This window comes from uncultured Azohydromonas sp., assembly GCF_937926365.1.
Lineage (GTDB): Bacteria > Pseudomonadota > Gammaproteobacteria > Burkholderiales > Burkholderiaceae_C > Azohydromonas.
This window is the reverse complement of record NZ_CALAOH010000165.1, coordinates 11,964-36,934: the sequence shown is the minus strand read 5'-3', so window position 1 is coordinate 36,934 and position 24,971 is coordinate 11,964. Positions and strand designations below refer to the sequence as shown.

Genomic DNA, 24,971 nt, shown 5'->3' with positions numbered 1-24,971 from the left:
CGGCAAGCAGTTCGACGTCACCCGCGAGCGCATCCGCCAGATCGAGGCCAAGGCCATCCGCAAGCTCAAGCACCCGACGCGCTCGGACAAGCTGCGCACCTACCTCGACAACCTGTGATCGACCGGTCATCCGAAGGCCACCTGCGGGTGGCTTTTTTTTGCCTTTTTGTCAGGCCGGTGAAAGCCGCCCAAAGGCGGCCCAGTCTTCGGCAATCCGCAGCAGCTGTTGACGGCCCCGGTGCTCCCGGGGCTGTCGTTTTTGTGCACTGAGTCACGCAAGGCGGCGGCTAAACTGCCGGGGCCCATGCCTCGAATCCTTGAACGCACTGTCCTGTTTGCCGATCTGCGCGGTTCCACCGGGCTGTTCGAGCGCCTGGGCAACGCCGCCGCCAGCACGCTCGTCACGGGCGCCGTGGGTCTGCTGGGCGAGTGCGTGGAGCGTGGTGGCGGGCACGTGATCAAGACGCTGGGCGATGGCCTGATGGCGGTGTTCGAGGACGCCACCCGCGCCGTCGCCGCGGCCGACGCCATGCACCAGGCGCTGCAGCGCCCGCCGCGCGGCAGCGGCGCGGCCACCGCTGCCAGCGTGGCCGCCGGCGCGCTCAAGCTGCAGGTGGCGATGGCGCGCGGCGAGGTGGTGGAAATCGAGAGCGACTGCTTCGGCGACGCCGTCAACGTCGCGGCGCGGCTGCTGGACCACGCGGGCGACAACGAGACGCTGGTGACGGTGGACGTGCTCGCCGGGCTGCAGCCCTCGCAGCAGGTGCGCTTCCGCGCGCTGGACCGGCTGCAGCTGCGCGGCCGAGCCGAGCCGGTGCAGGTGCACCTGCTGCAAAGCCACCACGCGGTCATGGACGGCGCGGCCACGCAGTTCGGCGACGCCCTGCCCCAGCCCGGCGAGCCCGAGGCGCTGCGCCTGAAGTGGCGCGGCCAGGAACGCATCTTCGCCACCGCCCAGTTGCCGCTGGTGCTGGGCCGCAGCCCGCAGGCCGGCTGCTGCATCGACGACTCCCGCGTCTCGCGCTCGCACGCGCGCATCGACTGGCACGGCGGCGCCTTCCAGTTCACCGACCTCAGCTTCAACGGCAGCTACGTGCGCTTTGCCCACGACCGCGCCGTACTGAGCCTGCGCCGCGGCAGCTGCACGCTGCACGGCAGCGGCGAGATCGGCCTGGGCGTGCCGCCGGGCGGCGACGCCAATGCCCCGGTACTGCACTTCGAGGTGCTGCGCCTGGGCGAGGACATCCTCCCCGCCGCTGGCGCCCGCTGAGCCCACGCGCCGCGCTTCGCGGCCCCCTCCTCGTCCCGTCTTCCAGCCTCCCGGCCAGCCCGTGTCGCGTCGGGGCATCGGGGACAATTTGGGCATGACTTCCCCTGCCTCCCACCGCCACGGCACGGCCGAGCGCACCGCGGTGCTGCTGGTCAACCTGGGCACGCCCGACGCCCCCACCGCCCCGGCGCTGCGCCGCTACCTGGCCGAGTTCCTGGGCGACCCGCGCGTGGTGGAAATCCCGCGTGCGGCCTGGCTGCCGATCCTGCACGGCGTGATCCTGCGCGTGCGGCCCGCCAAGTCCGCGGCCAAGTACGCCAGCATCTGGACGGCCGGGGGCTCGCCGCTGGCGGTGTGGACGCGGCGCCAGGCCGAGGGCCTGCAGCAGCGCCTGCCGGCGTCGGTGCTGGTGCGCCACGCCATGCGCTACGGCAGCCCCGCCATCCCGCAGGTGCTCGACGAGCTGGCCGCCGCCGGCGCCACGCGCGTGCTGGTGCTGCCGCTGTATCCACAGTACGCCGCCTCCACCACCGCCACCGCCAACGACGCCGTGGGCCGCTGGCTGGCCGCGCAGCGCCGCCAGCCCGAAATCCGCTTCGTCAACCACTACCCGGACGACGTGGGCTACATCGGCGCGCTGGCGGCGCAGGTGCGCGCGCACTGGCAGCAGCACGGCCGGGGCAACAAGCTGGTGATGAGCTTTCACGGCGTCCCGAAGCGCACGCTGGAGCTGGGCGACCCCTACCACTGCGAATGCCACAAGACGGCGCGGCTGCTGGCCGAGCGGCTGGGGCTGGACAAGGACGAATGGCTGGTGACCTTCCAGAGCCGCTTTGGCAAGGCCGAGTGGCTGCAGCCCTACACCGAGCCCACGCTGGTGGCGCTGGCCCGCGCCGGTCAGCAGCGCGTGGACGTGATGTGCCCCGGCTTCCCGGCCGACTGCCTGGAGACGCTGGAGGAGATCAACCAGGAAGTGCGCGCCGCCTTCCTGGGCGCCGGCGGCAAGACCTACCACTACATCCCCTGCCTCAACGACGCGCCAGCCTGGCTGGACGCCCTGGCCGCCCTGGCGCAGCGCCACCTGCAGGGCTGGCCGCTGGAGGACGCGCCGGCGGCCGAGCGCGCGCTGCAGCGCGAGCGCGCGCTGGCGCTGGGCGCCGCGGCCTGAAAGCAAAAAAGCCGCCGCGGGACACCTCCCGCGGCGGCTGAAGGCACGCGGTCCGCCCTGGAACCGGACCGCGGCAGCGCAGCGAATCGGATCAGAAGCGGTGCTGCACGCCGACGATCACGCCGGTCTGCGTATCGGCAAAGCCCGTCACGCCCTCGGGGCTGCCGGAGCGCGTGAGACCCACGAACTGGCCGTTCTTGGCCCGGGAATGGCCGGTGACGGCGTAGAGGTCGGTGCGCTTGGACAGCGCGTACTTGGCGCGCAGCACGTACAGCGTCGGGTCGGCCTCGGGCAGGCCCAGGCTCGTGTCCCGGACGTTGACGTGGTAGACGGCGGCGGTCAGGCCCAGCGCGGGCAGGGCCTGCCAGTTCACGCCCACCCACATCGTGTCGCCGCGCAGGTCGGCCGTCGCGACGTTGTCGCGCTTGAAGTAGCGGTAGCCCGCCTTCACCGCCCAGGCGTCGGAAATGGCGTAGGCCAGGCCGGCGTGGGCCGAGGTGGTCTTGTCGCGGCCGCCGGTCGCCAAGGTGTTGCCATTGGCGCGCTCGATGGTCAGCGCGGCGCTGACCGGCCCCGCGCCGTAGCCGACACCCAGCATCGCGACGGCCGAATCGCCCGTGCTGCCCGCCTGCTCGCCGAAGGCGTAGGTGGCGCCGACCTTGAAGCCGCTGAAGGTGCCCTGGTACTTGAGCAGGTTGCTGGCCGACGTGGTCATGGCGTAGCGGTTCACGGGCGTGGCCGGAACGGTGGCCGCCGTCGGCGAGCCGTGCGCGCCCGTCGCCCACGAGTAGGACGGCGCGTAGCCCATGGGATCGAAAGGCAGCATGAAGTCGTAGGCGGTGGTGAACGAGCGGCCAGCGACCAGGCGGCCAAAGCCACCTTCCAGCCCGACGGTGGCGTGGCGGCCGAACAGGTTGCCGTCGGAGCTGCCGTTGTCGATGAAGAGGCCGCCTTCGAGCTGGAACAGGGCCTTGAGGCCTCCGCCCAGGTCCTCCGAGCCGCGCAGGCCGAAGCGCGAGGTGTTCATGCCGCCGGAGGTCAGCCGCGTGACGCTGCCGCCCGTGGCGCTGGCGTGGTTCACGTACTCCACGCCGGCATCGACCAGGCCGTAGAGCTGAACGTTGGACTGGGCATGCACGGCGGCGGCGGCGGGCAGCGCGGCCAGCGCAATGGCGAGTTTCTTCATCGGGGATCTCCTCATGGTGATGGGCGTTCCCGGAGAGCGGCACGGCGCGGTCCGGGCGTGTCGTACCGCGCCGCCAGCCTTGCCGCCGGCGGCGCGAGCTCCGCCGCCACGCGGCCCCGTGGCGGGCTGCGTGCGCGGCATGAGTCGGGTGGAGGGGGCCAGCCCGTGGAGGGGCCAGCCGGGGGCGCCGCGCGGCGTGGCCGGCGGGTGTCGTGGGCCTCAGCCGTGCGGGATCGGCGCGGGCGTCCGGGGGCCGCTCTTGGTGCGGCGGCGCCAGGCCAGGAAGCGCGGCAGCACCAGCACCGCCACCACCAGCGCCAGCAGCGTGGCCGAGCCCGGGCGCTGCACCAGCACGCCCCAGTGGCCTTCGCCGATGGACAGCGCGTTGCGCAGCTGCGCCTCGGCCAGCGGGCCCAGGATCATGCCCACCACCACCGGCGCGGTGGGGAAGTCGAAGCGCCGCATCACCACGCCCAGCACGCCGATGGCGTAGAGCAGCACCAGGTCGAACGCCGACTGGCGCATGCCGTACACGCCCACGGTGGCGAAGATCAGGATGCCCGCGTACAGCTGGGGCTTGGGCACCTTGAGCAGCTTCACCCAGAAGCCCACCAGCGGCAGGTTCAGGATCAGCAGCATCACGTTGCCGATGTACAGCGAGGCGATCAGCGCCCACACCAGCGCGGCATTGCTGTCGAAGAGCTGCGGCCCGGGCTGGATGCCGTAGTTCTGGAACGCGCCCAGCAGGATCGCCGCGGTGTTGGAGGTGGGGATGCCCAGCGTCAGCAGCGGGATCAGCGTGGCGGTGATGGCGGCGTTGTTGGCCGCCTCGGGCCCCGCGACGCCCTCGATGGCGCCCGAGGAGCCGAACTCCTCCTTGTGCCTGGAGAGCTTCTTCTCCGTGGCGTAGCTCAGGAAGGTGGGGATCTCGCTGCCGCCGGCCGGGATGGTGCCGAAGGGGAAGCCGATGAAGGTCGCGCGCAGCCAGGCGGGCCACGAGCGGCGCCACTCCGCCTTGGTCATGTGCACCCGGGTGAGCTTGTTCTGCGACTCCTTGACGCGGCCCTCGAACAGCACCGCGTACAGGCACTCGGCCACCGCGAACAGGCCCACGGCGATGAGCACCACCTCCAGCCCGTCCATCATCTCGGGCATGCCCGCGGTGTAGCGCGCCTGGCCCGTGATCTGGTCGATGCCCACCAGCCCCATGGCCAGGCCGATGAACAGCGCGGTGAGCCCGCGCACCGTGCTCTTGCCCAGCACCGCGGTCACGGTGCAGAAGGCCAGCACCATCAGCATGAAGTACTCGGGGGGGCCCAGCAGCACGGCGTACTTGGCCACCAGCGGGGCACAGAAGGTCACCAGCACCGTGGCGATGGTGCCGGCCACGAAGGAGCCGATGGCCGCCGTGGCCAGCGCCGCGCCGGCGCGGCCGCTGCGCGCCATCTTGTTGCCTTCCATGGCCGTGACCATGGAGCCCGCCTCGCCCGGCGTGTTGAGCAGGATGGACGTGGTGGAGCCGCCGTACATCGCGCCGTAGTAGATGCCGGCGAAGAAGATCATCGACGCCGTCGGGTCCACCTGGAGCGTGATGGGCAGCAGCATCGCCACCGCCGTGGCCGGGCCAATACCCGGCAGCACGCCCACGGCCGTGCCGATGGTGCAACCCACCAGCGCCCACAGCAGGTTCACCGGCGTGCCGGCGGTGGCAAAGCCTTGCAGCAGGGCATTCAAGATTTCCATTACAGCCACCCCGTGCCGGTGAGGCCGGGCAGGTTGATCGCCAGGCCTTGCGTGAACATCCAGTACACCGGCGCGGCGATGGCCAGGCCGATGAGCAGGTCCGTGACGAAGGACCGCAGCGAGCGGTCGCGCCGCCCCTCGGCGGCCTTGAAGCCGCGCACGGCCAGCATGAAGCACAGCGCGCAGCTCAGGATGAAGCCCAGCCGCTCGATGAGCACCGCGTTGGCCAGCAGGCCGGCGGACACCCACACGAAGCCCGGCCAGAAACCGCGCTCGCCTTCATCGGGCACGTCGAGATCGCGGAAGCCACCCGTGGCGGCCTCGTAGATCAGCCAGCCCCCGCACGCCAGCAGCGCCAGCGTTACGACCCAGGGCAGGAAGTTGGGGCCGACGCCGGCATAGCCTGCATCAGCTGGAATGCCCGTGGCCCCCCAGGCCAGCAGGCCCCCGGCAGCCAGCGCCGCCAAGCCCACCAGCGTCTGTGCCGTGCGCTGGCTCATGTCACACCATCCCGGCCTTGGCCATGATCGCGCGCAGGCTCGCGAACTCGTCGTCCACGAACTTGCCGAACGCGTCGCCCGTGAGCAGCGCCGGCGTCCAGCCGTTTTGCTGCACCGCCTGGGTCCAGGCCGGCGACTGCGTGGCCTTGGTGACCATGTCGATCAGCGCCTTGCGCTGCTCGGCCGTGATGCCGGGCGCGCCGTACACGCCGCGCCAGTTGCTGATCACGACGTTCCAGCCCTGCTCCTTGAGCGTCGGGGCGTCCAGTCCCTTGAGGCGCGCCTCGGAGGTGGTGGCGACGGGCTTCATCTTGCCGCTCTTGATGTACTCGCCGAACTCGGTCAGCGCGCTGGCGCCCACCGTGACGTTGCCGCCCAGGATGGCGGCCACCGCCTCGCCGCCCCCACGGAAGGCGACGTAGTTGATCTTGGTCGGATCGATGCCCGCCTCGCGCGCCAGCATCGCCACGGCAATGTGCTCGGTGGAACCGCGCGAGCCGCCGCCCCACTTGACGCTGCCCGGCTCCTTCTTCATCTGCTCCACGACCTCCTTCATGGACTTGAAGGGGGAGTTCGCGGGCAGCACGAACACCTGCGATTCGCTGAGCAGCCGCGCCAGCGGCGTGGCCTGCGTCACGTTGACCGGTGGCTTGCCGGTGATGATGCCGCCCAGCATGACGGCGCCCATCACCATCAGCGCGTTCGGATCCTTCTTGCTGGCGTTGACGAACTGCGCCAGACCGATGGCGCCGGCGGCGCCGCCCTTGTTGTCATAGTTGACCGAGGAGGCGGCGCCGGACTCCATCAGCGCCTTGCCCAGGGCACGGCCGGTGGCGTCCCAACCGCCACCGGGGTTGGCGGGGATCATCATCTTGAGATTGGCGGCGGCGCGGGCCGACAGCGGCAGCGCACCGACGGCGGCCAGCGCGGCCAGCGAACGCAGGAAGGTGTCTCGACGCATGGATGTCTCCTGGTGGTCTTGGCTTGGGGTCGAAGGCATTTTTTGAGCTGGCGCTGTCGATCGGCTGTCAAACGGATCAGGGAAATTACGGGGGCTGCACACACATGAAGTTGCTGTTGGTGGAGGACGACGCGGCCATGCAGGCCGCCATGCAGCGGGCGCTGGAGCGCCGGGGTTTCCAGGTCAGCACCTGCGGCGACGGCGCGCGGGCGCTGGACCGCTGGCGCGCGGCCGTGCCCGACGCGGTGGTGCTGGACCTGAGCCTGCCCGGCCTGGACGGGCTGCAGGTGCTGGCGCAGGCGCGCGCCGAGGGACTGGACGCGCCGGTGATCATCCTCACCGCCCGAGGCACGGTGGGCGACCGCATCCTGGGCCTGAACACGGGTGCGGACGATTACCTGCCCAAACCCTTCGACTTGGACGAATTGGAGGCGCGCTTGCGCGCCCTCGTGCGCCGCCGCGGCGGCAACGGCCCGGCCGAGGCCGCGAGCTGGTGCGGGCTGCGCGTGGATGCCTCCAGCGGCGCCATCTACCACCTCGACAAGCCGCTGGAGCTGGCCCCGCGCGAGGCAGCGCTGCTGCGCGCGCTGCTGGGCCGGCCCGGGCACGCGGTGGCCAAGGAGCGGCTGTTCGAGATCGTGTTCGCGGGCGACGACTCGGTGCAGATCGAGGCCGTCGAGGTGGTGGCGTACCGCCTGCGCAAGAAGCTCGCGCCCACCGGCGTGCAGCTGGTGACGCTGCGCGGGCTGGGCTACTTGCTGCAGGCACCGGCGTGAGCCGACGCGACGCGGACGTGCACGCGGCGCGGCTGTCGCTGCGCGCGCGGCTGCTGCTGGGCATCCTGGTGCCGGTGCTGGCGCTGGTGAGCTTCAACGGCTGGAGCCTGTACCGCCAGGCGCTGCGGGCGGCCGACCAGGCCTACGACCGCACGCTGCTGGCCTCGGCCAAGTCCATCGGCGAGCTGCTCTACCTCACCCGCGAGGGCGGCCGGGTGCGGCTGCACGCCACCGTGCCCTACGCGGCGCTGGAGGCCTTCGAGGCCGACAACCGCAGCCGCCTCTACTACCGGGTCACGGGCTTCGACGGCGAGCTGCTCCTGGGCTTCGAGGACCTGCCGCGCTGGCAGGGCCGCATTCCCGACCGGCCCGCCTACGCCGCGCTGGTGGACTTCTACGACGGCCAGTACCAGGGCGTGCCGGTGCGCATGGCGGTGCTGCTGCAGCCCGTGGCCTCCGAAGTCGGCCAAGGGATGGCCACGATCCAGGTGGCCGAGACGCTGGAGCTGCGCCGCACGCTGGCGCGCCAGCTCCTGCTGGAGGCGCTGTGGCACCAGGCGCTGCTGGTGGCGGTGATCGTGCTGGTGGTGCTGTGGGTGGTGCAGCGCGCCACCGCACCGGTGCGCCGGCTCAGCGAGGAGGTGGCGGCGCGCGACGAGGACACGCTCGCCCCCATCCACGCGCCCGATGCGCCGCGCGAGCTGCAGCCGCTCATCGCCGCCACCAACGCCGTGATGTCGCGCCTGGAGCATGCCGCGGCGCAGCAGAAGCGCTTCGTGCGCGACGCCTCGCACCAGCTGCGCACGCCGCTGGCGGTGCTCAAGGTGCAGGTGCAGTCGGCGCTGCGCGGCGATGCCCCTGCGACCCAGGCCCTGCAGGAAATCAACACCACGGTGGACCGCGCCACGCAGCTCGTCAGCCAGATGCTGGCGCTGGCCAAGGTGGAGCAGCTGCGCCAGCAGCGCGGCGCGCCGGTCAGCGACTGGGCCACCGTCGTGCATGCGCTGGCGCTGGAGCTCTCGGCGCTGATCGCGCAGCGCGGGCTGGACTTCGAGCTGGACCTGGGCGAGGCCGCCGCACCGGTGCCGGTGCGCGCGCACGAGTGGGCGCTGCGCGAGCTCACGCGCAACCTGCTGCACAACGCCATCCGCCACACGCGCACGCTGCTGCTGGTGCGGCTGGAGCGCGTGGATGGTCAGGCGGTGCTCACCATCCGCGACGACGGTCCCGGCATCGCGCCGGCGCAGCGCGCGCACCTGTTCGAAGCTTTTGCCGCTTCCGTCAGCGCTGGCGGCACCGGGCTCGGGCTTGCGATTTGCCACGAAATCGTCATGTCGCTGGGCGGCCGCATCGAGTTGCTGGACCGCGGCGCGGCCGACCGCGTCGAGGGCCTGGACGCCGTGGTGCGCCTGGCACTGGCCGACAATCCCGCCCCATGATCGAACTGCCCCTTCAAGAACGTGTACGGCTGGACAAGTGGCTGTGGGCAGCCCGCTTCTTCAAGACCCGCGGGCTGGCCGCCGAGGAAATCGGCAAGAACCGCATCAGCGTCAACGGCCAGGTGGCCAAGGCCTCGCGCGAGCTCAAGGCCGGCGACCGCGTCTCGTGGCGCCAGCAGGGGGTGCTGCGCGAGGTCGAGGTGCGGGCCCTGAGCGAAGTGCGCGGCCCGGCGCCGTTGGCGCAAACCCTGTACGTCGAAACCCCCGAGAGCCTGGAAGCGCGCCGCGTCGCGGCCGAGCAGCGGCGCCAGGGTATCGAGCCCGCCCAGACCATTGCCGGCGGGCGGCCCACCAAGCGCGACCGGCGCGACCTGGAACGCGAGCAGCGCACCCGTGTCGAATGGGACCGCTGGAGCGCCAAGCTCGGCGACTGAGGCCATGGAACCACATCAGCCCCCGCGGCATCCACGGCAAGCGCGGCGGCCGGCCCCCGCGAGGCCGGCCGAATTTTTTTGAATTGACCCTCTTGAAGCCCTGGGGATAGCCCCCAGTTGGCGAGGCAATGGAGTTCACCACACCCATGAACCACACCGACAACACCACGACCCCCGAGGCGGCTGCCGTGCCGCCGGCCGCCGATACGCCCAGCGCCGCCGCAGCCGCCGAGGCCACCGCCGCCTACGCAGCCCACTCGGCGCCCGCCAGCCACGGAGCAGCCGAGGAAGGCGCCGCTGCTCCCTCGCTGGAGCAGCGCCTGAGCGAGCTGGAAGCGCGCCACGCCGAGGTGTCCGACGCCTACCTGCGCGCCAAGGCCGAAACCGAAAACGTGCGCCGCCGTAGCGAGGAAGAGGTGGCCAAGGCGCGCAAGTTCGCCGTCGAGGCCTTTGCCGAGAGCCTGTTGCCCGTCAAGGACAGCCTGGAAGCGGCCATTGCCACGCCCAATGCCACCGCCGAGCAGGTGCTCGAAGGCGTGCAGGTCACGCTGCGCCAACTCAGCCAGGCGCTGGAACGCAACAAGGTGGTGGAAGTGGCCCCGCCCGCGGGCACGCGCTTCGACCCGCACCAGCACCAGGCCATCAGCATGGTGCCGGCCGACCAGGAAGCCAACACGGTCGTCACCGTGCTGCAGAAGGGCTACCTGATCGCCGAGCGCGTGCTGCGCCCGGCCCTGGTCACGGTAGCCGCTCCCAAGTAAAGACCAAGGCGGCCGCGCGGTCTTGAAAGTACCCTGCCCGGCCGCACTTCCCAGAACAAGCAGACATCCCTGAGATACCAGGAGCACAACATGGGCAAGATCATCGGCATCGACCTCGGCACCACGAACTCGTGCGTGGCCGTGATGGAAGGCAACACCACCCGCGTCATCGAAAACAGCGAAGGCGCACGCACCACGCCCTCCATCGTCGCGTACCAGGAAGACGGCGAGATCCTGGTTGGCGCTTCCGCCAAGCGCCAGGCCGTCACCAACCCCAAGCACACCTTCTACGCCGTCAAGCGCCTGATCGGCCGCAAGTTCACCGAGAAGGAAGTGCAGAAGGACATCGACCTGATGCCCTTCAAGATCGTGGCCGCCGACAACGGCGACGCCTGGGTGGAAGAGCGCGGCAAGAAGCTCGCGCCGCCCCAGGTCAGCGCCGAAGTGCTGCGCAAGATGAAGAAGACGGCCGAGGACTACCTCGGCGAGGAAGTGACGGAAGCCGTGATCACGGTGCCCGCCTACTTCAACGACAGCCAGCGCCAGGCCACCAAGGACGCCGGCCGCATCGCGGGCCTGGACGTCAAGCGCATCATCAACGAGCCCACCGCCGCCGCCCTGGCCTTCGGCCTGGACAAGCATGGCAAGGGTGACCGCAAGATCGCCGTGTTCGACCTCGGCGGCGGCACCTTCGACATCTCGATCATCGAGATCGCCGACGTGGACGGCGAGAAGCAGTTCGAAGTGCTCTCCACCAACGGCGACACCTTCCTGGGCGGCGAGGACTTCGACCAGCGCATCATCGACTACATCGTCACCGAGTTCCGCAAGGAGCAAGGCGTCGATCTGACCAAGGACGTGCTGGCGCTGCAGCGCCTGAAGGAAGCTGCTGAGAAGGCCAAGATCGAGCTGTCCAACAGCACGCAGACCGACATCAACCTGCCCTACATCACGGCCGATGCCTCGGGTCCGAAGCACCTGAACATCAAGCTCACGCGGGCCAAGCTCGAAGCGCTGGTCGAGGAACTGATCGAGCGCACCATCGAGCCCTGCCGCGTCGCCATCAAGGACGCGGGCGTCAAGGTCAGCGACATCGACGACGTGATCCTGGTCGGCGGCATGACCCGCATGCCCAAGGTGCAGGAGAAGGTCAAGGAGTTCTTCGGCAAGGAGCCGCGCAAGGACGTCAACCCCGACGAGGCCGTGGCCGTCGGCGCCGCGATCCAGGGCCAGGTGCTGGGCGGCGAGCGCAAGGACGTGCTGCTGCTGGACGTCACGCCGCTGTCGCTGGGCATCGAGACCCTGGGCGGCGTGATGACCAAGATGATCAAGAAGAACACGACCATCCCGACCAAGTTCGCGCAGACCTTCTCCACCGCCGATGACAACCAGCCGGCCGTGACGATCAAGGTCTACCAGGGCGAGCGCGAGATGGCCACGGGCAACAAGAGCCTGGGCGAGTTCAATCTCGAAGGCATCCCGCCGGCGCCGCGCGGCGTGCCGCAGATCGAGGTGACCTTCGACATCGACGCCAACGGCATCCTGCACGTCTCGGCCAAGGACAAGGGCACGGGCAAGGAGAACAAGATCACCATCAAGGCGAACTCGGGCCTGTCCGAGGCCGAGATCGAGAAGATGGTGAAGGACGCCGAGATGAACGCCGCCGAGGACAAGCGCAAGCTGGAGCTGGTGCAGGCCCGCAACCAGGCCGATGCCCTGGTGCACTCGGTGCGCAAGAGCCTGACCGAGCATGGCGACAAGCTCGATGCCGGCGAGAAGGAAAAGATCGAGGCCGCGCTGAAGGACACCGAGGAAGTGCTCAAGGGCGACGACAAGGACGCCATCGAGGCCAAGACCGAGGCCCTGATGGCCGCCAGCCAGAAGCTGGGCGAGAAGGTCTATGCCGACGCCCAGGCCGCGGCCGGCGCCGCTGGCGCAGCCCCGGGCGGCGAAGCGCCGCAGCAGCAACAGGCTTCCTCCGCCTCGGGCTCGCGTCCGGCCGACGACAACGTCGTGGACGCCGAGTTCAAGGAAGTCAAGGACAAGAAGTGACGCGCCGCTGAGCCCCGCCTCTGACTTCTAACTTCTAGAAAAACACCCCCGTGTGGGCTCTGAAGCGCACACGGGGGCTTTTTGCATCGACGCAGCAATTGCCATGGCAAAGCGTGATTACTACGAGGTCCTCGGACTGGCGAAGAACGCCAGCGAGGAGGACATCAAGAAGGCCTACCGCAAGCTGGCCATGAAATACCACCCTGACCGCAATCAGGGTGACGATGCCAAGAAGGCCGAGGAGAAGTTCAAGGAGGCCAAGGAGGCCTACGAGATGCTCTCCGACCCGCAGAAGCGCGCGGCCTACGACCAGTACGGCCATGCGGGCGTGGACCCGAACATGGGCGCGGGCCGCGGCCCCGGCCCGGAGGGCTTCGGCGGCTTCGCGGAGGCTTTCGGCGACATCTTCGGCGACCTCTTCGGCCAGGGCGGCGGCGGGCGCCGCGGCCCGGGCGGACAGCAGGTCTACCGCGGCGGCGATCTCAGCTACACGATGGAGATCACGCTGGAGGAAGCGGCCAACGGCAAGGAAACGCAGATCCGCATCCCGAGTTGGGAGAGCTGCGAAACCTGCCACGGCAGCGGCGCCAAGCCCGGCACCAGCCCCAAGGCCTGCCCGTCCTGCGGCGGCTCGGGCACGGTGCACCTGCGCCAGGGCTTCTTCAGCATCCAGCAGACCTGCCCGCACTGCCACGGCAGCGGACGCATCATCCCCGAGCCCTGCCCCACCTGCTCCGGCGCGGGCAAGCTGCGCAAGCAGAAGACGCTGGAGGTGAAGATCCCCGCCGGCATCAACGAGGGCATGCGCATCCGCTCCGCCGGCAACGGCGAGCCCGGCACCAATGGCGGGCCGTCGGGGGACCTGTACATCGAGATCCGCATCAAGCAGCACGAGATCTTCGAGCGCGACGGCGACGACCTGCACTGCACCATCCCGGTGAGCATGACCCATGCCGCCCTGGGCGGTGCGGTGGAAGTACCCACCCTGGGCGGCAAGGCCGAGATCGAGCTGCCCGAGGGCACGCAGCACGGCAAGACATTCCGCCTGCGCGGCAAGGGCATCAAGGGGCTGCGGTCGAGCTACCCCGGCGACCTCTACTGCCACGTCGCCGTGGAGACGCCCGTGAAGCTCACCGAGTACCAGCGCAAGCTGCTCAAGGAACTCGACGAGTCCTTCCGCAAGTCCGGCGACCGGCACTCGCCCAACGCGAAGAGCTTTACCGATCGCATCAAAGACTTGTTCAAGTAGGCCGCCCGGGCACTCCGGGCCCGATGAAGCAGCGGGCCCGGGTTGCCGGGTGACGCTCACCACAACCGAAAAGCCCCGCGGCTGTCACGGCCGCGGGGCTTTTCGCATTGGAGGACGGGTGCAGCTCAGAACAGCTCGCCCTGCAGCGCCGATGCAGGGCGGCGGAACTGCGTCAGATCCAGCTCCAGCGGCTGGCGGCTCAGTCCCAGCCGGGCACAGGCCTTGTGCAGGCGCTGCGACAGCAACTCGCCCCACACGCCCTGCCCGCGCATGCGATGGCCGAAGCGCCCGTCATTCTCGCGTCCGCCGCGCAGCTCGCGCATGCGCGCCATCACATGCGCGGCGCGCTGCGGAAAGTGCTGCTGCAGCCACTGCTGGAACAGCGGATTCACCTCCCAGGGCAGGCGCAGCACCACGCTGAAGGCGCGGCTGGCGCCAGCGTCGCGGGCGGCCTCGAGGATGCGCTCCAGCTCCGGCTCGTTGAGCAGCGGGATCAGCGGCGAGACGCTCACGCCCACCGGCACCCCGGCGCGCGCCAGCGTCTCGATGGTGCGCAGGCGCCGCGCCGGTGCCGCCGCGCGCGGCTCCATCAGCCGCGAGAGCTTCACGTCCAGCGTGGTGATGGAGACGTACACCGCCGCGAGCTTGCGCGCCGCCATGGGGCCGATGAGGTCCAGGTCACGCTCGATACCGGCGGACTTGGTGACGATGCTGAAGGCGTGGCGGTACTCGGACAGCACCTCGATGAGGCTGCGCGTGATGCGCAGTTGCCGCTCCGCGGGCTGGTAGGCGTCGGTGGCGGAGCCCAGGCTCAGCAGCGCCGGCTCGTAGCCGGGACTGGCGAAGGCCTCGCGCAGCTTCTGCGCGGCGTTGGTCTTGGCGACGATGCGCGTCTCGAAGTCCAGCCCGGGCGAGAGGTCCAGGTAGCTGTGCGTAGGGCGCGCGAAACAGTAGATGCAGCCGTGCTCGCAGCCCCGGTAGGGGTTGATGGAGAGGTCGAAGGGGATGTCGGGCGAGTCGTTGCCCGACAGGATGCTGCGGGCGGGCTGCTCGATGAGCTGCGTGCGCGGCGCCGCACGCTCCTGCAGCGCCGCCTGGGCCAGCGTGCCCCAGCCGTCGTCATAGCCCTCGCGGGCGACGCCCTGGAAGCGGGACGCGATGTTGCTTGACGCTCCGCGGCCCTTGAAGGGCATGAACTGCAGCGGGGCGACGTGCGCGGCGGGAGGATTGGCGGTACGCATACTGTATGTTTATACAGTAGTCGTGCCAGGCTGCACAGGGCGCTTGCAGGCCATGGTCTTTGCACCACGGCCTTGAGGGGGCGCTTCAGTAGTCCACGGCGCTGCCGGGGGCGAGGTTGTCGAACTTGGTCAGCGGCTTCAGGAAGGTCAGCTTTACGGTGCCCACAGGGCCGTTGCGCTGCTTGCCGATGATGACCTCAGCCACGCCGGGCTCCTTGGACTCCTTGTTGTAGTACTCGTCGCGGTAGATGAACATGATCACGTCCGCGTCCTGCTCGATGGCGCCCGATTCCCGAAGGTCGCTCATCATCGGCCGCTTGTCCGGCCGCGTTTCCACCGAGCGGTTGAGCTGCGACAGCGCGATCACCGGGCAGTGCAGTTCCTTGGCCAGCGCCTTGAGGCCGCGCGAGATCTCGCCGATGACGGTGGCGCGGTTCTCCTCGGAGCCCGACGAGCCGCTCATGAGTTGCAGGTAGTCGATGACGATGAGCCCCAGGCGCCCGCACTGGCGCGCCTGGCGCCGGGCGCGCGCACGCAACTCGGCGGGATTGAGAGCCGGCGTCTCGTCGATGAAGACGCTGGCCTTGCTCAACCGGTCCACGGTCTCGGTGAGGCGGCTCCACTCGTCGTCGCGCAGCGCGCCGGTGCGCAGGTGCTGCTGGTCGATGCGGCCGAGCGAGCCCACCATGCGCAGCGCCAGCTGCGCCGCGCCCATTTCCATAGAGAACACCACCACCGGCAGACCTTCATGCACCGCCACGTGCTCGGCGATATTCAGCGCGAAGGCCGTCTTGCCCATGGACGGGCGCGCAGCCAGGATGATCAGGTCGCCCGGCTGCAGGCCCGCCGTCATGCGGTCCATGTCGTAGAAGCCGGTGCGCACGCCGGTGACCTCCTCGGCACCGTTCTCGGCCAGTTCGGTGACGCGGTCGATGAGTTGCATCACCAGATGGTCCATGCCCTGGAAGCCCTGCTTCTGGCGCGAGCCCTCCTCGCCGATCTTGAAGATCTTGCCCTCGGCCTCGTCCAGGATCTGCGACACGGCACGGCCCTGCGGGTTGAAGGCGTTGGTGGCGATCTCGTCGCTGGCCTCGATCAGCTTGCGCAGGATGGCGCGCTCGCGAACGATCTCGGCGTAACGGCGCAGGTTGGCCGCGCTGGGCACGCTCTGCGCCAGCGCGTTGAGGTAGGCCAGCCCGCCACACTCCTCGGCCTTGCCCAAGCTCTGCAGCTGTTCGAAGACGGTGATGACGTCAGCGGGCTTGCTGGCGTTGATGAGCGCGCCGATGGCACCGTAGATCAGCCGGTGCTCGTAGCGGTAGAAGTCGCCTTCGGCCAGCGTGTCGCCGGCGCGGTCCCAGGCGCCGTTGTCCAGCAGCAGGCCGCCGAGCACGCTCTGTTCGGCTTCGATGGAGTGAGGGGGCACGCGCAGGCGGGCGACCTCGTCGTCACGCGGCGCGGAACTGGCGTCACGGGGTGGGAATACTGCAGGCATCGAAGGATGATACGGCGCGGTCAGGACCGCTGGACGGACAGGGTTGGCGCCGTTGGAAGCGCGCCAACCCACGAAAAACCGCTGCTGCGATACGGGCTTAGGCGCTCCCAGGACGGCCAGGCAGCGGCCAGGCGGACAAACAAAAAGGGCCGGCAAGGCCGGCCCTTTGGTGCTGCCGCGACGCGAACGCCGCGGCGGCTGTACGCGAGCAAAACCGCGCTTATTCCGCTTCGGGAACGACCTTGATGGTCAGCTCCACCACCACGTCGGTGTGGGCTGCCACGGCCACCGGGAACTCACCCACGGCCTTGAGCGGGCCGTTGGGCAGGCGCACCTGCGACTTGACGATGTCGAAGCCCTTGGCCTTCAGAGCCACGGCGATGTCGGCGTTGGTCACCGAACCGAACAGGCGGCCGTCCACGCCGGCCTTCTGCGCGATCTGGACGGTCAGGCCATTGAGCTGACCACCCAGCGTCTGGGCGGCGGACAGCTTGTCGGCGGCGGCCTTTTCCAGCTCGGCGCGGCGGGTTTCGAATTCCTTGAGCGCGGCCTCGGTGGCGCGGCGCGCCTGCTTGGTCGGGATCAGGAAGTTGCGGGCGTAGCCGTCCTTGACCTTGACGACGTCACCCAGGTTGCCCAGGTTGGCGACCTTTTCGAGCAGGATCACTTGCATGGTGCTGCTTCCCTATCAGAGCTTGTGCTGGTCGCTGTACGGCAGCATCGCCAGGAAGCGCGCGCGCTTGATGGCGTTGGTGAGCTGACGCTGGTAGAACGCGCGCGTGCCGGTCAGGCGGGCGGGCGTGATCTTGCCGTTCTCGCCGACGAAGTCGCGCAGCGTGTCGATGTCCTTGTAGTCGATCTGCTCGACGCCAGCGACGGTGAAGCGGCAGAAGCGCTTGCGGCGGAACAGCAGCGACTGCTGGTTGCGCTTGGGCTTGCGGTCCTTCGAGAAGCGACCTTTTCCACGGGGCGGGGCCATGTTTGACTCCTTGAATCCAGATTCGTAATTGCGAACAGTGCGGCGGGAACGACCGTTTCAGTCGAGCGCCGTGACATGGAAGAGCAGGCCGCGTCCGTTGCGTCCGGCACTCAGGAAACCAGCGAACTCGCCGCTGTTTCCCAGCTCCAGCGCCCCGACGCGCCGCGTGACCTCGCCGATCGCCACGGCCCGGATCTCCAGCGAGACCCGGCGCGGCAGGCCGTCCTCCAGAACTTGCGACTCGTGCTTGAGCCCCAGGTCGAAGGCCGGTAGTCCGGCGGGGGTGTAGCGCAGGGCACCGCGTTCGACGAGCTGGGCACTGAGCACCAGCCGGTTGACGCCGGCAACGGCCTGCGCGAGCGGCGCTGACGCGCCCGCGCTCATCAGGCGGCGCTTTCCTGCGCGGCCTTGCGGGCTTCTTCCTTCTCGACGGCCTTCATCATCACCGACGGGGTCGTCTCGGCCTTGTCCTTGACCACAGTCAGGTGGCGCAGCACGGCGTCGTTGAAGCGGAAGCCCGTCTCCAGCTCACCCAGCGTTTCCTTGCTGCACTCGATGTTCAGGCACAGGTAGTGCGCCTTGGCCAGCTTCTGGATCAGGTAGGCCAGTTGACGGCGACCCCAGTCCTCGACGCGGTGCACCTTGCCACCGGCGTTGGTGACCAGGTTCTTGTAACGCTCCAGCATGGCCGGAACCTGTTCGCTCTGATCCGGGTGGATCAGCAGCACGATCTCGTAGTGACGCATGAACACTCCTTGTGGGTTCCAGAAAACGGAAGCCGCCCCTCTGCGTCAACATGAGGGACGGCAAGGCAAGCCCGCGATTATAGCAAGTTGCGCCAAACAACGCCCCGGGTTCGCGGGCTCAAGGCTTGAGCCTCGTGAAAAAGCCCGAGCAGGCTCGGGCTTTTGAAGGGATCGTGCAGCCGCGCGTGGGCACGGCTGAGGGCTACTGGTGATGAATCAGCGCTTGGCCAGACGCTGCCAGGTCTCGACCACGGTGTCGGGGTTCAGCGAGATCGACACGATGCCTTCCGAGGCCAGCCAGTCGGCGAAGTCAGCGTGGTCGCTGGGCCCCTGGCCGCAGATGCCCACGTATTTGCCAGTGGCGCGGCAGGCGGCGATGGCGCGCGAGATCAGCGCCTTCACGGCCGGGTCGCGCTCGTCGAAGTCGCTGGCCAGCAGTTCCAGGCCGGAGTCGCGGTCCAGGCCGAGCGTGAGCTGCGTCAGGTCGTTGGAGCCGATGGACATGCCGTCGAAGTGCTCCAGGAACTGCTCGGCCAGGATGGCGTTGCTGGGCACCTCGCACATCATGATGAGCTTCAGGCCGTCCTGGCCGCGCTTGAGGCCACGTGCGGCGAGCATCTCGCCCACGCGCTGCGCCTGGGCCACGGTACGCACGAAGGGCACCATGATCTCGACGTTGGTCAGCCCCATGTCGTTGCGCACGCGCTTGAGCGCCTCGCACTCCATGCCGAAGGCGTCGCTGAAGTCGCCGCTGATGTAGCGCGACGCGCCACGGAAGCCCAGCATCGGGTTCTCTTCATCGGGCTCGTAACGCGTGCCGCCGATGAGCTTGCGGTACTCGTTGGACTTGAAGTCCGACAGGCGCACGATCACGGGCTTGGGCCAGAAGGCCGCGGCGATGGTGGCGATGCCTTCGGCGAGCTTGTCCACGTAGAACGCGCGCGGCGATGCGTGGCCGCGCGCCACCGACTCCACCGCCTTCTTCAGGTCATCGTCGATGTTGGGATAGTCGAGGATGGCCTTCGGGTGCACGCCGATGTTGTTGTTGATGATGAACTCCAGCCGCGCCAGGCCCACGCCCGCGTTGGGCATCTGGGCAAAGTCAAAGGCGAGTTGCGGGTTGCCCACGTTCATCATGATCTTGATGGGGCAGTAGGGCATCTCGCCGCGCTGCACCTCGCTGACTTCGGTCTCCAGCAGGCCGTCGTAGATGAAGCCCGTGTCGCCCTCGGCGCAAGAAACCGTCACCAGCGCGCCGTCGGACAGCGTCTCAGTGGCATCGCCACAGCCCACCACGGCCGGGATGCCCAGCTCGCGCGCGATGATGGCCGCGTGGCAGGTACGGCCGCCGCGGTTGGTGACGATGGCCGAGGCACGCTTCATCACCGGCTCCCAGTTCGGGTCGGTCATGTCGGCCACCAGCACGTCGCCAGGCTGCACGCGCTCCATCTCGGCGATGCTGCGCACCAGGCGCACGGGACCGGTGCCGATCTTCTGGCCGATGGCGCGGCCTTCGGCCAGCACGGTGCCCTTGCCCTTGAGCTTGTAGCGGTGCTCAACCTTGCCTTCGGCCTGGCTCTTCACCGTCTCGGGACGGGCCTGGAGGATGTAGAGCTGGCCGTCCTGGCCGTCCTTGCCCCATTCGATGTCCATCGGACGACCGTAATGTTGCTCGATGATCAGGGCGAACTTGGCCAGCTCGATGACGTCCGCATCGTTCAGCGAATAGCGGTTGCGCTGCTCGGGCGGCGTGTCCACCGTGCGCACCAGGCGGCCGGTGGCGGCTTTTTCTTCGGGACTGGCGAACTCCATGCGGATGAGCTTGGAGCCCAGGTTGCGGCGGATGACGGGGAACTTGCCCGCTTGCAGCGCCGGCTTGTGCACGTAGAACTCGTCAGGGTTGACGGCACCCTGCACCACCGTCTCGCCCAGGCCGTAGCTGGCGGTGATGAACACCACGTCCTTGAAGCCGCTTTCGGTGTCGATGGTGAACATCACGCCGGCGGCGCCCAGGTCCGAGCGCACCATGCGCTGCACGCCCGCGGACAGCGCCACGTCGCTGTGCGCGAAGCCCTTATGCACGCGGTAGCTGATGGCGCGGTCGTTGTAGAGGGAAGCAAAGACCTCCTTCATCTTGTGCAGCACGTCCTCGATGCCGCTAACGTTGAGAAAGGTTTCCTGCTGGCCGGCGAAGGACGCATCGGGCAGATCCTCGGCCGTGGCGGAGGAGCGCACGGCGAAGCTGGCACCCGGATGGTCCGCGGTCAGCCGCGCGAACTCCTCGCGCACCGCGGCCTCGAAGGCCGGCGGGAACGGCGCGTCCGTGACCCAGCCGCGGATCTCGGCGCCCGCCTCGGTGAGGGCGCGCACGTCGTCCACGTCCAGCGCCGACAGGCGCGCGTTGATCTTTTCGGTGAGGTTGTTGAACTTGAGGAACTCGCGGAACGCGTGTGCCGTGGTGGCGAAGCCGCCGGGCACGCGCACGCCGGAGGCGGCGAGCTGGCTGATCATTTCACCCAGCGAGGCGTTCTTGCCGCCGACCGACTCGACGTCGGTCATGCGCAGCTGCTCGAAAGGCAGGACCAGGGCGGTCGCGGCTTGGGGGTTGGACATGGAAAAGCTCCTGATGGTGGAAAAACTGGAGCCCTGCGCAGCCGCCGACACGAGACCGTGCCCGATGTGAATTTGTTCTTGATGTTCTTGGATCTGGAAGGCCCGGGCAGTCGTGCCATCGGGGCCGCAAGGCGAATTGGGCGTGATTCTACGCAGCCGCCACCTATGATCGTCACAACACTCTCTCTTGCTGTACATCATGCCCAACCGCACCGTGTTTTTTGTCTCCGACGGCACCGGCATCACCGCCGAGACTTTCGGCAATTCGATCCTGGCCCAGTTCCCGGCCAAGCATCGGCACGTGCGGCGCCCCTTCATCGATTGCGTCGAGAAGGCGCAGCAAGTGGCCGAAGAGATCGCGGCCACCGCACAGCGCGAAGGCAGGCGTCCCATCGTCTTCATCACGCTGGTCAACGAGGAGGTGCGCCGCATCGTCAAGGGCGCCTCGCAAGGACTGGTGCTGGACATGTTCAACACCTTCGTCGAACCTCTGGAGGCGGAGTTCGGCGTCAAGTCCAACCACCGCGTCGGCCGCTTTTCGGATGTGGCCAAGAGCGAGGAGTACAACGACCGCATCGAGGCCATCAACTTCTCGCTGGCGCACGACGACGGACAATCCGCGCGCAACCTGGAGAGCGCTGACGTGATCCTGGTGGGCGTAAGCCGCAGCGGCAAGACGCCCACCTCGCTCTACCTGGCCATGCAGCACGGCATCAAGGCCGCCAACTACCCGCTCATCCCCGAGGACTTCGAGCGCGGGCATTTGCCCTCCTCGCTCGCGCCGCACAAGCGCAAATGCTTTGGCTTGAGCATCGACCCGGAACGGCTGTGCCAGATCCGCAATGAGCGCCGACCGGGCAGCAGGTACGCCGCGATCGAGAACTGCCGCTGGGAGGTGCACCAAGCCGAGGTGATGATGCGCCGCGAAGGCATCGGCTGGCTCAGCTCCACGCACAAGTCCATCGAGGAGATCGCCACCACCATCTTGCGCGACATCCGCCCGGACCGACTCATCTACTGACCAGCACCCCGGCGCCGCGCTGTTTCGTGCAGGCAGATCGCCGCCGCGGCGGCGACGTTGAGCGACTCCTCCCCCCCGGGCTGCGCAATGCGCACCGTGAGTTCGCAGCGCTGCAGCAGTTCCTCGCGCACGCCCTGCCCTTCGTGGCCCATCACCCAGGCACAGGGCCAGGGCAGCGTCGCCTCGTGCACTGGCAGCGCCGCGTGTGAGCTGGTGGCCACCAGCGGCAGCCCCAACGCCTGCAGTGCCTCGATCTCCACGCCCTCGACCAGGCGCAGGTTGAAATGCGCGCCCATGCCTGCGCGCACCACCTTGGGCGACCACAGCGCCGCGCTGCCCTTGAGCGCGATCACCTGCGCGAAGCCCAGCGCCGAGGCGCTGCGCAGGATGCTGCCGAGGTTGCCGGCGTCCTGAACCCGGTCCAGCACCACGGCGGCCTGTCCCGCAGCGACCTCGTTCTGTGCCGGCGGCACCCATGTGAAACCGATGCGCGCGGGCGACTCCAGCGCGCTGACACCGGCGAACAGCGCATTCGGCAGCACCACCGCCTTGGGCGCCGCAGCGGCGAGCTCGCGCAGCGCCGGCTGCAGCCAGCCGGATTCGCTCACCACTGCTTGCGCCGGCCGCTGGCCGCGTGCCAGCAGCGCCCGGCACAGGTGGTCGCCCTCCAGCCACACCAGGCCCAGCTTGCGGTAGGCCGCCGGGTCCTGCGTCAGCTTGCGCAGCTTCACCAGCAGCGGGTTGTCGCGCGAGGTGACGCGCAGCGGCTCGCTCATGCCGGCGCTCCGGTGCGGGCCATCAGCGCCTCGCGCACAGGCCTGAAGCTGCGCCGGTGCACCTCGCTGGCGCCATGCTCGCGCAGCGCCGCCAAGTGCGCGGGCGTCGGATAGCCCTTGTGCACGTCGAAGCCGTAGTGCGGATGCGCCGCATGCAGTTGCTGGCACAACCGGTCGCGATGCACCTTGGCCAGGATGGAGGCAGCCGAGATCGCGGGCACCAGCGCGTCGCCACGCACGATGGCCTCGGCCGGAATGCGCAGCGGCGGCAGCCGGTTGCCGTCCACCAGCGCCTTGGCCGGCTTGAGGCGCAGGCCCTCCACGGCGCGCTTCATCGCCAGCATGGTGGCGTGCAGGATGTTGAGCCGATCAATCTCCTCCACGCTGGCCTCGGCGATGCAGAAGCTCAGCGCGCGGGCGCGCACCTGGTCGAACAGCAGTTCGCGCCGGCGCGCGGTCAGCGCCTTCGAGTCGGCCAGTCCCTCGATCGGGTTGTCGTCGTCCAGGATCACGGCCGCCGCCACCACCGGGCCGGCCAGCGGGCCGCGCCCGGCCTCGTCCACGCCGGCCATGAGTCCGGGCACGTCGAAGCACAGCGCCATCTGCTCAGGCTCCATCCAGCAGTCGCGCGATTGCATCAGTAGCAGTGCGGGCCGTGTCGCGCCGCAGCAGGTGGTGTAGGTCCATGAATCGTTGTTCCAGCGCGGCCGCGCGCTGCGGGGCATCGAACCATTGCAGCACCGCGTCGGCCAGCGCGCGGGGCGTGGCGTCGTGCTGCAGCAGCTCGGGCACCACGAAGTCGCGGCACAGGATGTTGGGCAGCCCGACCCAGGGCTGGTAGCGCATGCGCTTCATGATGTGCCAGCTCAGTGCTGCCATGCGGTAGGCGATGACCATCGGCCGCTTGAACAGCGCCGCCTCCAGCGTGGCGGTACCGCTGGCGATGAGCGTGGCGTCGCAGGCGGCCAGCGCCTCGTGCGAGCGGCCGTCGAGCAGCACCAGCGGCAGCCCCGCGCCATGCGCAGCGATCTGTGCATCGACCAGGCCTCGCAGGCCCGGTGCCACCGGCAGCACGAAGCGCAGCTGCGGCCGCGCCGCGTGCAGCAGTCGCACCGCACCCAGGAAGGCCGGCAGCAGGTGCGTGATCTCGCCGCGGCGACTGCCTGGCATCACGGCCAACACCGCTTCGTCGTCGCGCAGACCCAGTGCCGCGCGCGCCGCTGCGCGCGGCACCTGCAGCGGGATCGCGTCGGCCAGCGGATGGCCGACGTAGGTGGCCTGGATGCCGTGGCCGCGCAGCAGTTCGGGCTCGAAGGGGAAGAGGCACAGCACGTGGTCGGTGCTGCGCGCCAGGCGCTTGGCGCGGCCGCCGCGCCAAGCCCAGATCGACGGGCAAACGAAGTGCACGGTGCGGATGCCCACCGTCTTCAGCCGCGCTTCCAGGCCGAGGTTGAAGTCGGGTGCATCGACACCGATGAACAGGTCCGGCTTCTCCCGCAGCAGCCGCTCGGCCAGCGCGTCGCGGATGCCGGAAATCTCGCGGTAGTGGCGCAGCGCCTCGGCATAGCCGTGCACAGCCAGCTTCTCGCTCGGCCACCAAGCCGTGAACCCCTGCGCGGCCAGCTTCGGCCCGCCGATGCCGGTGGCCGACAGACCCGGCCAGCGCGCCTTCAGGCCGCCCAGGAGCAACGAAGCCAGGAGATCGCCGGACGCTTCGCCGGCGACCATCGAGAAGCGAGGATCGCCTGCGATGGATGCCATGTCAGCGCACGATGCCGCGCTTGGCGCGCTCCAGGAATTCGAGCATCAGCGCCAGATCGGCATCGCCATCGGCATCGGTACCGCCGCGCAGCGCCTCGATCTGCGCCCTGGCGTTCTCCAGCGTGAGCCCCTCGCGGTAGAGCAGCTTGTGCATCTGCTTGACCTGCGCGATGCGGGCCCGGCTGAAGCCGCGCCGGCGCAGCCCTTCGACGTTGAAGCCACGCGCCTGCGCGGGGTTGCCGTCGATCATCATGAACGGCGGCACGTCCTGCGACAGCGCCGTGGCGAAGCCGATCATTGCGTGCGCGCCGATCTGCACGAACTGGTGCACACCGGTGAGACCCCCCACGATCACCCAGTCGCCCACGTGCACGTGGCCGGCGAGCGTCGCGTTGTTGGCCAGGATCGTCTTGTGGCCCAGCTGCACGTCATGCGCGATGTGCACGTAGGCCATGATCCAGTTGTCGTTGCCCACGCGCGTGACGCCGGCGTCCTGCGCCGTGCCGCGGTTGAAGGTGCAGAACTCGCGGATGGTGTTGCGGTCGCCGATGTGCAGTTCGGTGGGTTCGCCGGCGTACTTCTTGTCCTGCGGCGCTGCACCCAGCGAACTGAACTGGAAGATCTGGTTGTCGCGGCCGATGCGGGTGCGGCCCTCGATCACGCAGTGCGGCCCGATGCGGGTGCCCGCGCCGACCACGACCTCGGGGCCGATGATCGTGTAGGCGCCGACGCTGACGTCCTCGGCCAGTTCGGCCGCCGGGTCCACGAGTGCGGTGGAATGGATCAGGGCCATGCGTGCG

Annotated in this window: 25 protein-coding genes; 10 read left to right on the top strand and 15 right to left on the bottom strand. The window is 69.1% G+C overall.

The features are described 5' to 3' along the window. The 3 genes from Q0741_RS17470 to hemH form a co-directional block, all read left to right on the top strand. Positions 1-118, top strand: a 118-nt coding sequence (locus tag Q0741_RS17470) for a sigma factor-like helix-turn-helix DNA-binding protein (RefSeq protein ID WP_298234473.1), incomplete at its 5' end; no start/stop codon positions are given. 186 nt (positions 119-304) lie between these two features. Then, the gene (locus tag Q0741_RS17465; RefSeq protein WP_298234470.1) at positions 305-1,270 is read left to right on the top strand and encodes an adenylate/guanylate cyclase domain-containing protein; all 966 of its coding nucleotides are present in this window, start codon (positions 305-307) and stop codon (positions 1,268-1,270) included. Positions 1,271-1,364: 94 nt separating this feature from the next. Next, entirely contained in the window at positions 1,365-2,438 is a 1,074-nt protein-coding gene (gene hemH / locus Q0741_RS17460; RefSeq protein WP_298234469.1) for a ferrochelatase, read from the top strand. Between the two features lie 91 nt (positions 2,439-2,529). Here hemH and Q0741_RS17455 read toward each other — a convergent pair whose 3' ends face one another. The 4 genes from Q0741_RS17455 to Q0741_RS17440 all read right to left on the bottom strand — a co-directional run bounded on the left by Q0741_RS17455 (position 2,530) and on the right by Q0741_RS17440 (position 6,828). Further along, positions 2,530-3,624 (bottom strand): porin, encoded by a 1,095-nt coding sequence (locus tag Q0741_RS17455; protein WP_298234468.1) that lies wholly within the window; start codon positions 3,622-3,624, stop codon positions 2,530-2,532. 219 nt (positions 3,625-3,843) lie between these two features. After that, complete coding sequence (locus Q0741_RS17450) at positions 3,844-5,367, bottom strand: tripartite tricarboxylate transporter permease (RefSeq protein WP_298234467.1); 1,524 nt, start codon at positions 5,365-5,367, stop codon at positions 3,844-3,846. Continuing rightward, complete coding sequence (locus Q0741_RS17445; protein ID WP_298234466.1) at positions 5,367-5,867, bottom strand: tripartite tricarboxylate transporter TctB family protein; 501 nt, start codon at positions 5,865-5,867, stop codon at positions 5,367-5,369. The genes Q0741_RS17450 and Q0741_RS17445 overlap by 1 nt, the downstream gene beginning before the upstream one ends. A 1-nt stretch (position 5,868) precedes the next feature. Further along, positions 5,869-6,828 (bottom strand): tripartite tricarboxylate transporter substrate binding protein, encoded by a 960-nt coding sequence (locus Q0741_RS17440; RefSeq protein WP_298234465.1) that lies wholly within the window; start codon positions 6,826-6,828, stop codon positions 5,869-5,871. A gap of 104 nt (positions 6,829-6,932) precedes the next feature. Between Q0741_RS17440 and Q0741_RS17435 the strand changes: the two genes are divergently transcribed. The 6 genes from Q0741_RS17435 to dnaJ all read left to right on the top strand — a co-directional run bounded on the left by Q0741_RS17435 (position 6,933) and on the right by dnaJ (position 13,539). Next, complete coding sequence (locus Q0741_RS17435) at positions 6,933-7,604, top strand: response regulator transcription factor (RefSeq protein WP_298234464.1); 672 nt, start codon at positions 6,933-6,935, stop codon at positions 7,602-7,604. Then, the gene (locus Q0741_RS17430; RefSeq protein WP_298234463.1) at positions 7,601-9,043 is read left to right on the top strand and encodes a sensor histidine kinase; all 1,443 of its coding nucleotides are present in this window, start codon (positions 7,601-7,603) and stop codon (positions 9,041-9,043) included. The genes Q0741_RS17435 and Q0741_RS17430 overlap by 4 nt, the downstream gene beginning before the upstream one ends. Next, a complete protein-coding gene (locus tag Q0741_RS17425; RefSeq protein ID WP_298234462.1) occupies positions 9,040-9,477 on the top strand; it encodes an RNA-binding S4 domain-containing protein in 438 nt (145 codons plus the stop codon). Before Q0741_RS17430 ends, Q0741_RS17425 begins: the two co-directional genes overlap by 4 nt. Positions 9,478-9,665: 188 nt before the next feature. Then, entirely contained in the window at positions 9,666-10,238 is a 573-nt protein-coding gene (grpE, locus tag Q0741_RS17420; RefSeq protein WP_367184134.1) for a nucleotide exchange factor GrpE, read from the top strand. A gap of 69 nt (positions 10,239-10,307) precedes the next feature. Beyond that, a complete protein-coding gene (gene dnaK, locus Q0741_RS17415; RefSeq protein ID WP_298234472.1) occupies positions 10,308-12,290 on the top strand; it encodes a molecular chaperone DnaK in 1,983 nt (660 codons plus the stop codon). Between the two features lie 103 nt (positions 12,291-12,393). Further along, on the top strand, positions 12,394-13,539 hold the full coding sequence (gene dnaJ, locus Q0741_RS17410; RefSeq protein WP_298234460.1) for a molecular chaperone DnaJ: 1,146 nt from the start codon (positions 12,394-12,396) through the stop codon (positions 13,537-13,539). 125 nt (positions 13,540-13,664) lie between these two features. Here the strand turns inward: dnaJ and Q0741_RS17405 are convergent, their stop codons facing one another. The 7 genes from Q0741_RS17405 to ppsA all read right to left on the bottom strand — a co-directional run bounded on the left by Q0741_RS17405 (position 13,665) and on the right by ppsA (position 20,613). After that, positions 13,665-14,780, bottom strand: coding sequence for a PA0069 family radical SAM protein (locus Q0741_RS17405; protein ID WP_298234459.1), 1,116 nt, complete (start codon positions 14,778-14,780; stop codon positions 13,665-13,667). A gap of 85 nt (positions 14,781-14,865) precedes the next feature. Then, positions 14,866-16,275 carry a replicative DNA helicase gene (gene dnaB / locus Q0741_RS17400; RefSeq protein ID WP_298234458.1) on the bottom strand — a complete coding sequence of 470 codons (1,410 nt, stop codon included), beginning with the start codon at positions 16,273-16,275 and terminating at the stop codon, positions 14,866-14,868. Positions 16,276-16,495: 220 nt separating this feature from the next. Continuing rightward, complete coding sequence (rplI, locus tag Q0741_RS17395) at positions 16,496-16,948, bottom strand: 50S ribosomal protein L9 (protein WP_298234457.1); 453 nt, start codon at positions 16,946-16,948, stop codon at positions 16,496-16,498. 15 nt (positions 16,949-16,963) lie between these two features. Then, on the bottom strand, positions 16,964-17,254 hold the full coding sequence (rpsR, locus tag Q0741_RS17390; RefSeq protein ID WP_028999160.1) for a 30S ribosomal protein S18: 291 nt from the start codon (positions 17,252-17,254) through the stop codon (positions 16,964-16,966). A 57-nt stretch (positions 17,255-17,311) separates the two neighbouring features. Next, the gene (gene priB, locus Q0741_RS17385; protein WP_298234456.1) at positions 17,312-17,638 is read right to left on the bottom strand and encodes a primosomal replication protein N; all 327 of its coding nucleotides are present in this window, start codon (positions 17,636-17,638) and stop codon (positions 17,312-17,314) included. Then, entirely contained in the window at positions 17,638-18,000 is a 363-nt protein-coding gene (gene rpsF, locus Q0741_RS17380; protein WP_298234455.1) for a 30S ribosomal protein S6, read from the bottom strand. Before rpsF ends, priB begins: the two co-directional genes overlap by 1 nt. A 216-nt stretch (positions 18,001-18,216) precedes the next feature. Next, the gene (gene ppsA / locus Q0741_RS17375; RefSeq protein ID WP_298234454.1) at positions 18,217-20,613 is read right to left on the bottom strand and encodes a phosphoenolpyruvate synthase; all 2,397 of its coding nucleotides are present in this window, start codon (positions 20,611-20,613) and stop codon (positions 18,217-18,219) included. 199 nt (positions 20,614-20,812) lie between these two features. Between ppsA and Q0741_RS17370 the strand changes: the two genes are divergently transcribed. Beyond that, the gene (locus Q0741_RS17370) at positions 20,813-21,634 is read left to right on the top strand and encodes a pyruvate, water dikinase regulatory protein (protein ID WP_298234453.1); all 822 of its coding nucleotides are present in this window, start codon (positions 20,813-20,815) and stop codon (positions 21,632-21,634) included. Here the strand turns inward: Q0741_RS17370 and Q0741_RS17365 are convergent. The 4 genes from Q0741_RS17365 to lpxA are packed head-to-tail and all read right to left on the bottom strand — an operon-like array spanning position 21,628 to position 24,964. Further along, entirely contained in the window at positions 21,628-22,410 is a 783-nt protein-coding gene (locus Q0741_RS17365) for an RNA methyltransferase (protein ID WP_298234452.1), read from the bottom strand. The two genes, Q0741_RS17370 and Q0741_RS17365, sit on opposite strands and share 7 nt — an antisense overlap. Further along, on the bottom strand, positions 22,407-23,048 hold the full coding sequence (rnhB, locus tag Q0741_RS17360) for a ribonuclease HII (RefSeq protein WP_298234451.1): 642 nt from the start codon (positions 23,046-23,048) through the stop codon (positions 22,407-22,409). The genes Q0741_RS17365 and rnhB overlap by 4 nt, the downstream gene beginning before the upstream one ends. Further along, complete coding sequence (gene lpxB, locus Q0741_RS17355) at positions 23,017-24,171, bottom strand: lipid-A-disaccharide synthase (protein WP_298234450.1); 1,155 nt, start codon at positions 24,169-24,171, stop codon at positions 23,017-23,019. Before lpxB ends, rnhB begins: the two co-directional genes overlap by 32 nt. Position 24,172: 1 nt before the next feature. Then, positions 24,173-24,964, bottom strand: a complete 792-nt coding sequence (lpxA, locus tag Q0741_RS17350) for an acyl-ACP--UDP-N-acetylglucosamine O-acyltransferase (protein WP_298234449.1) — start codon at positions 24,962-24,964, stop codon at positions 24,173-24,175. Positions 24,965-24,971 lie beyond the last annotated feature (7 nt).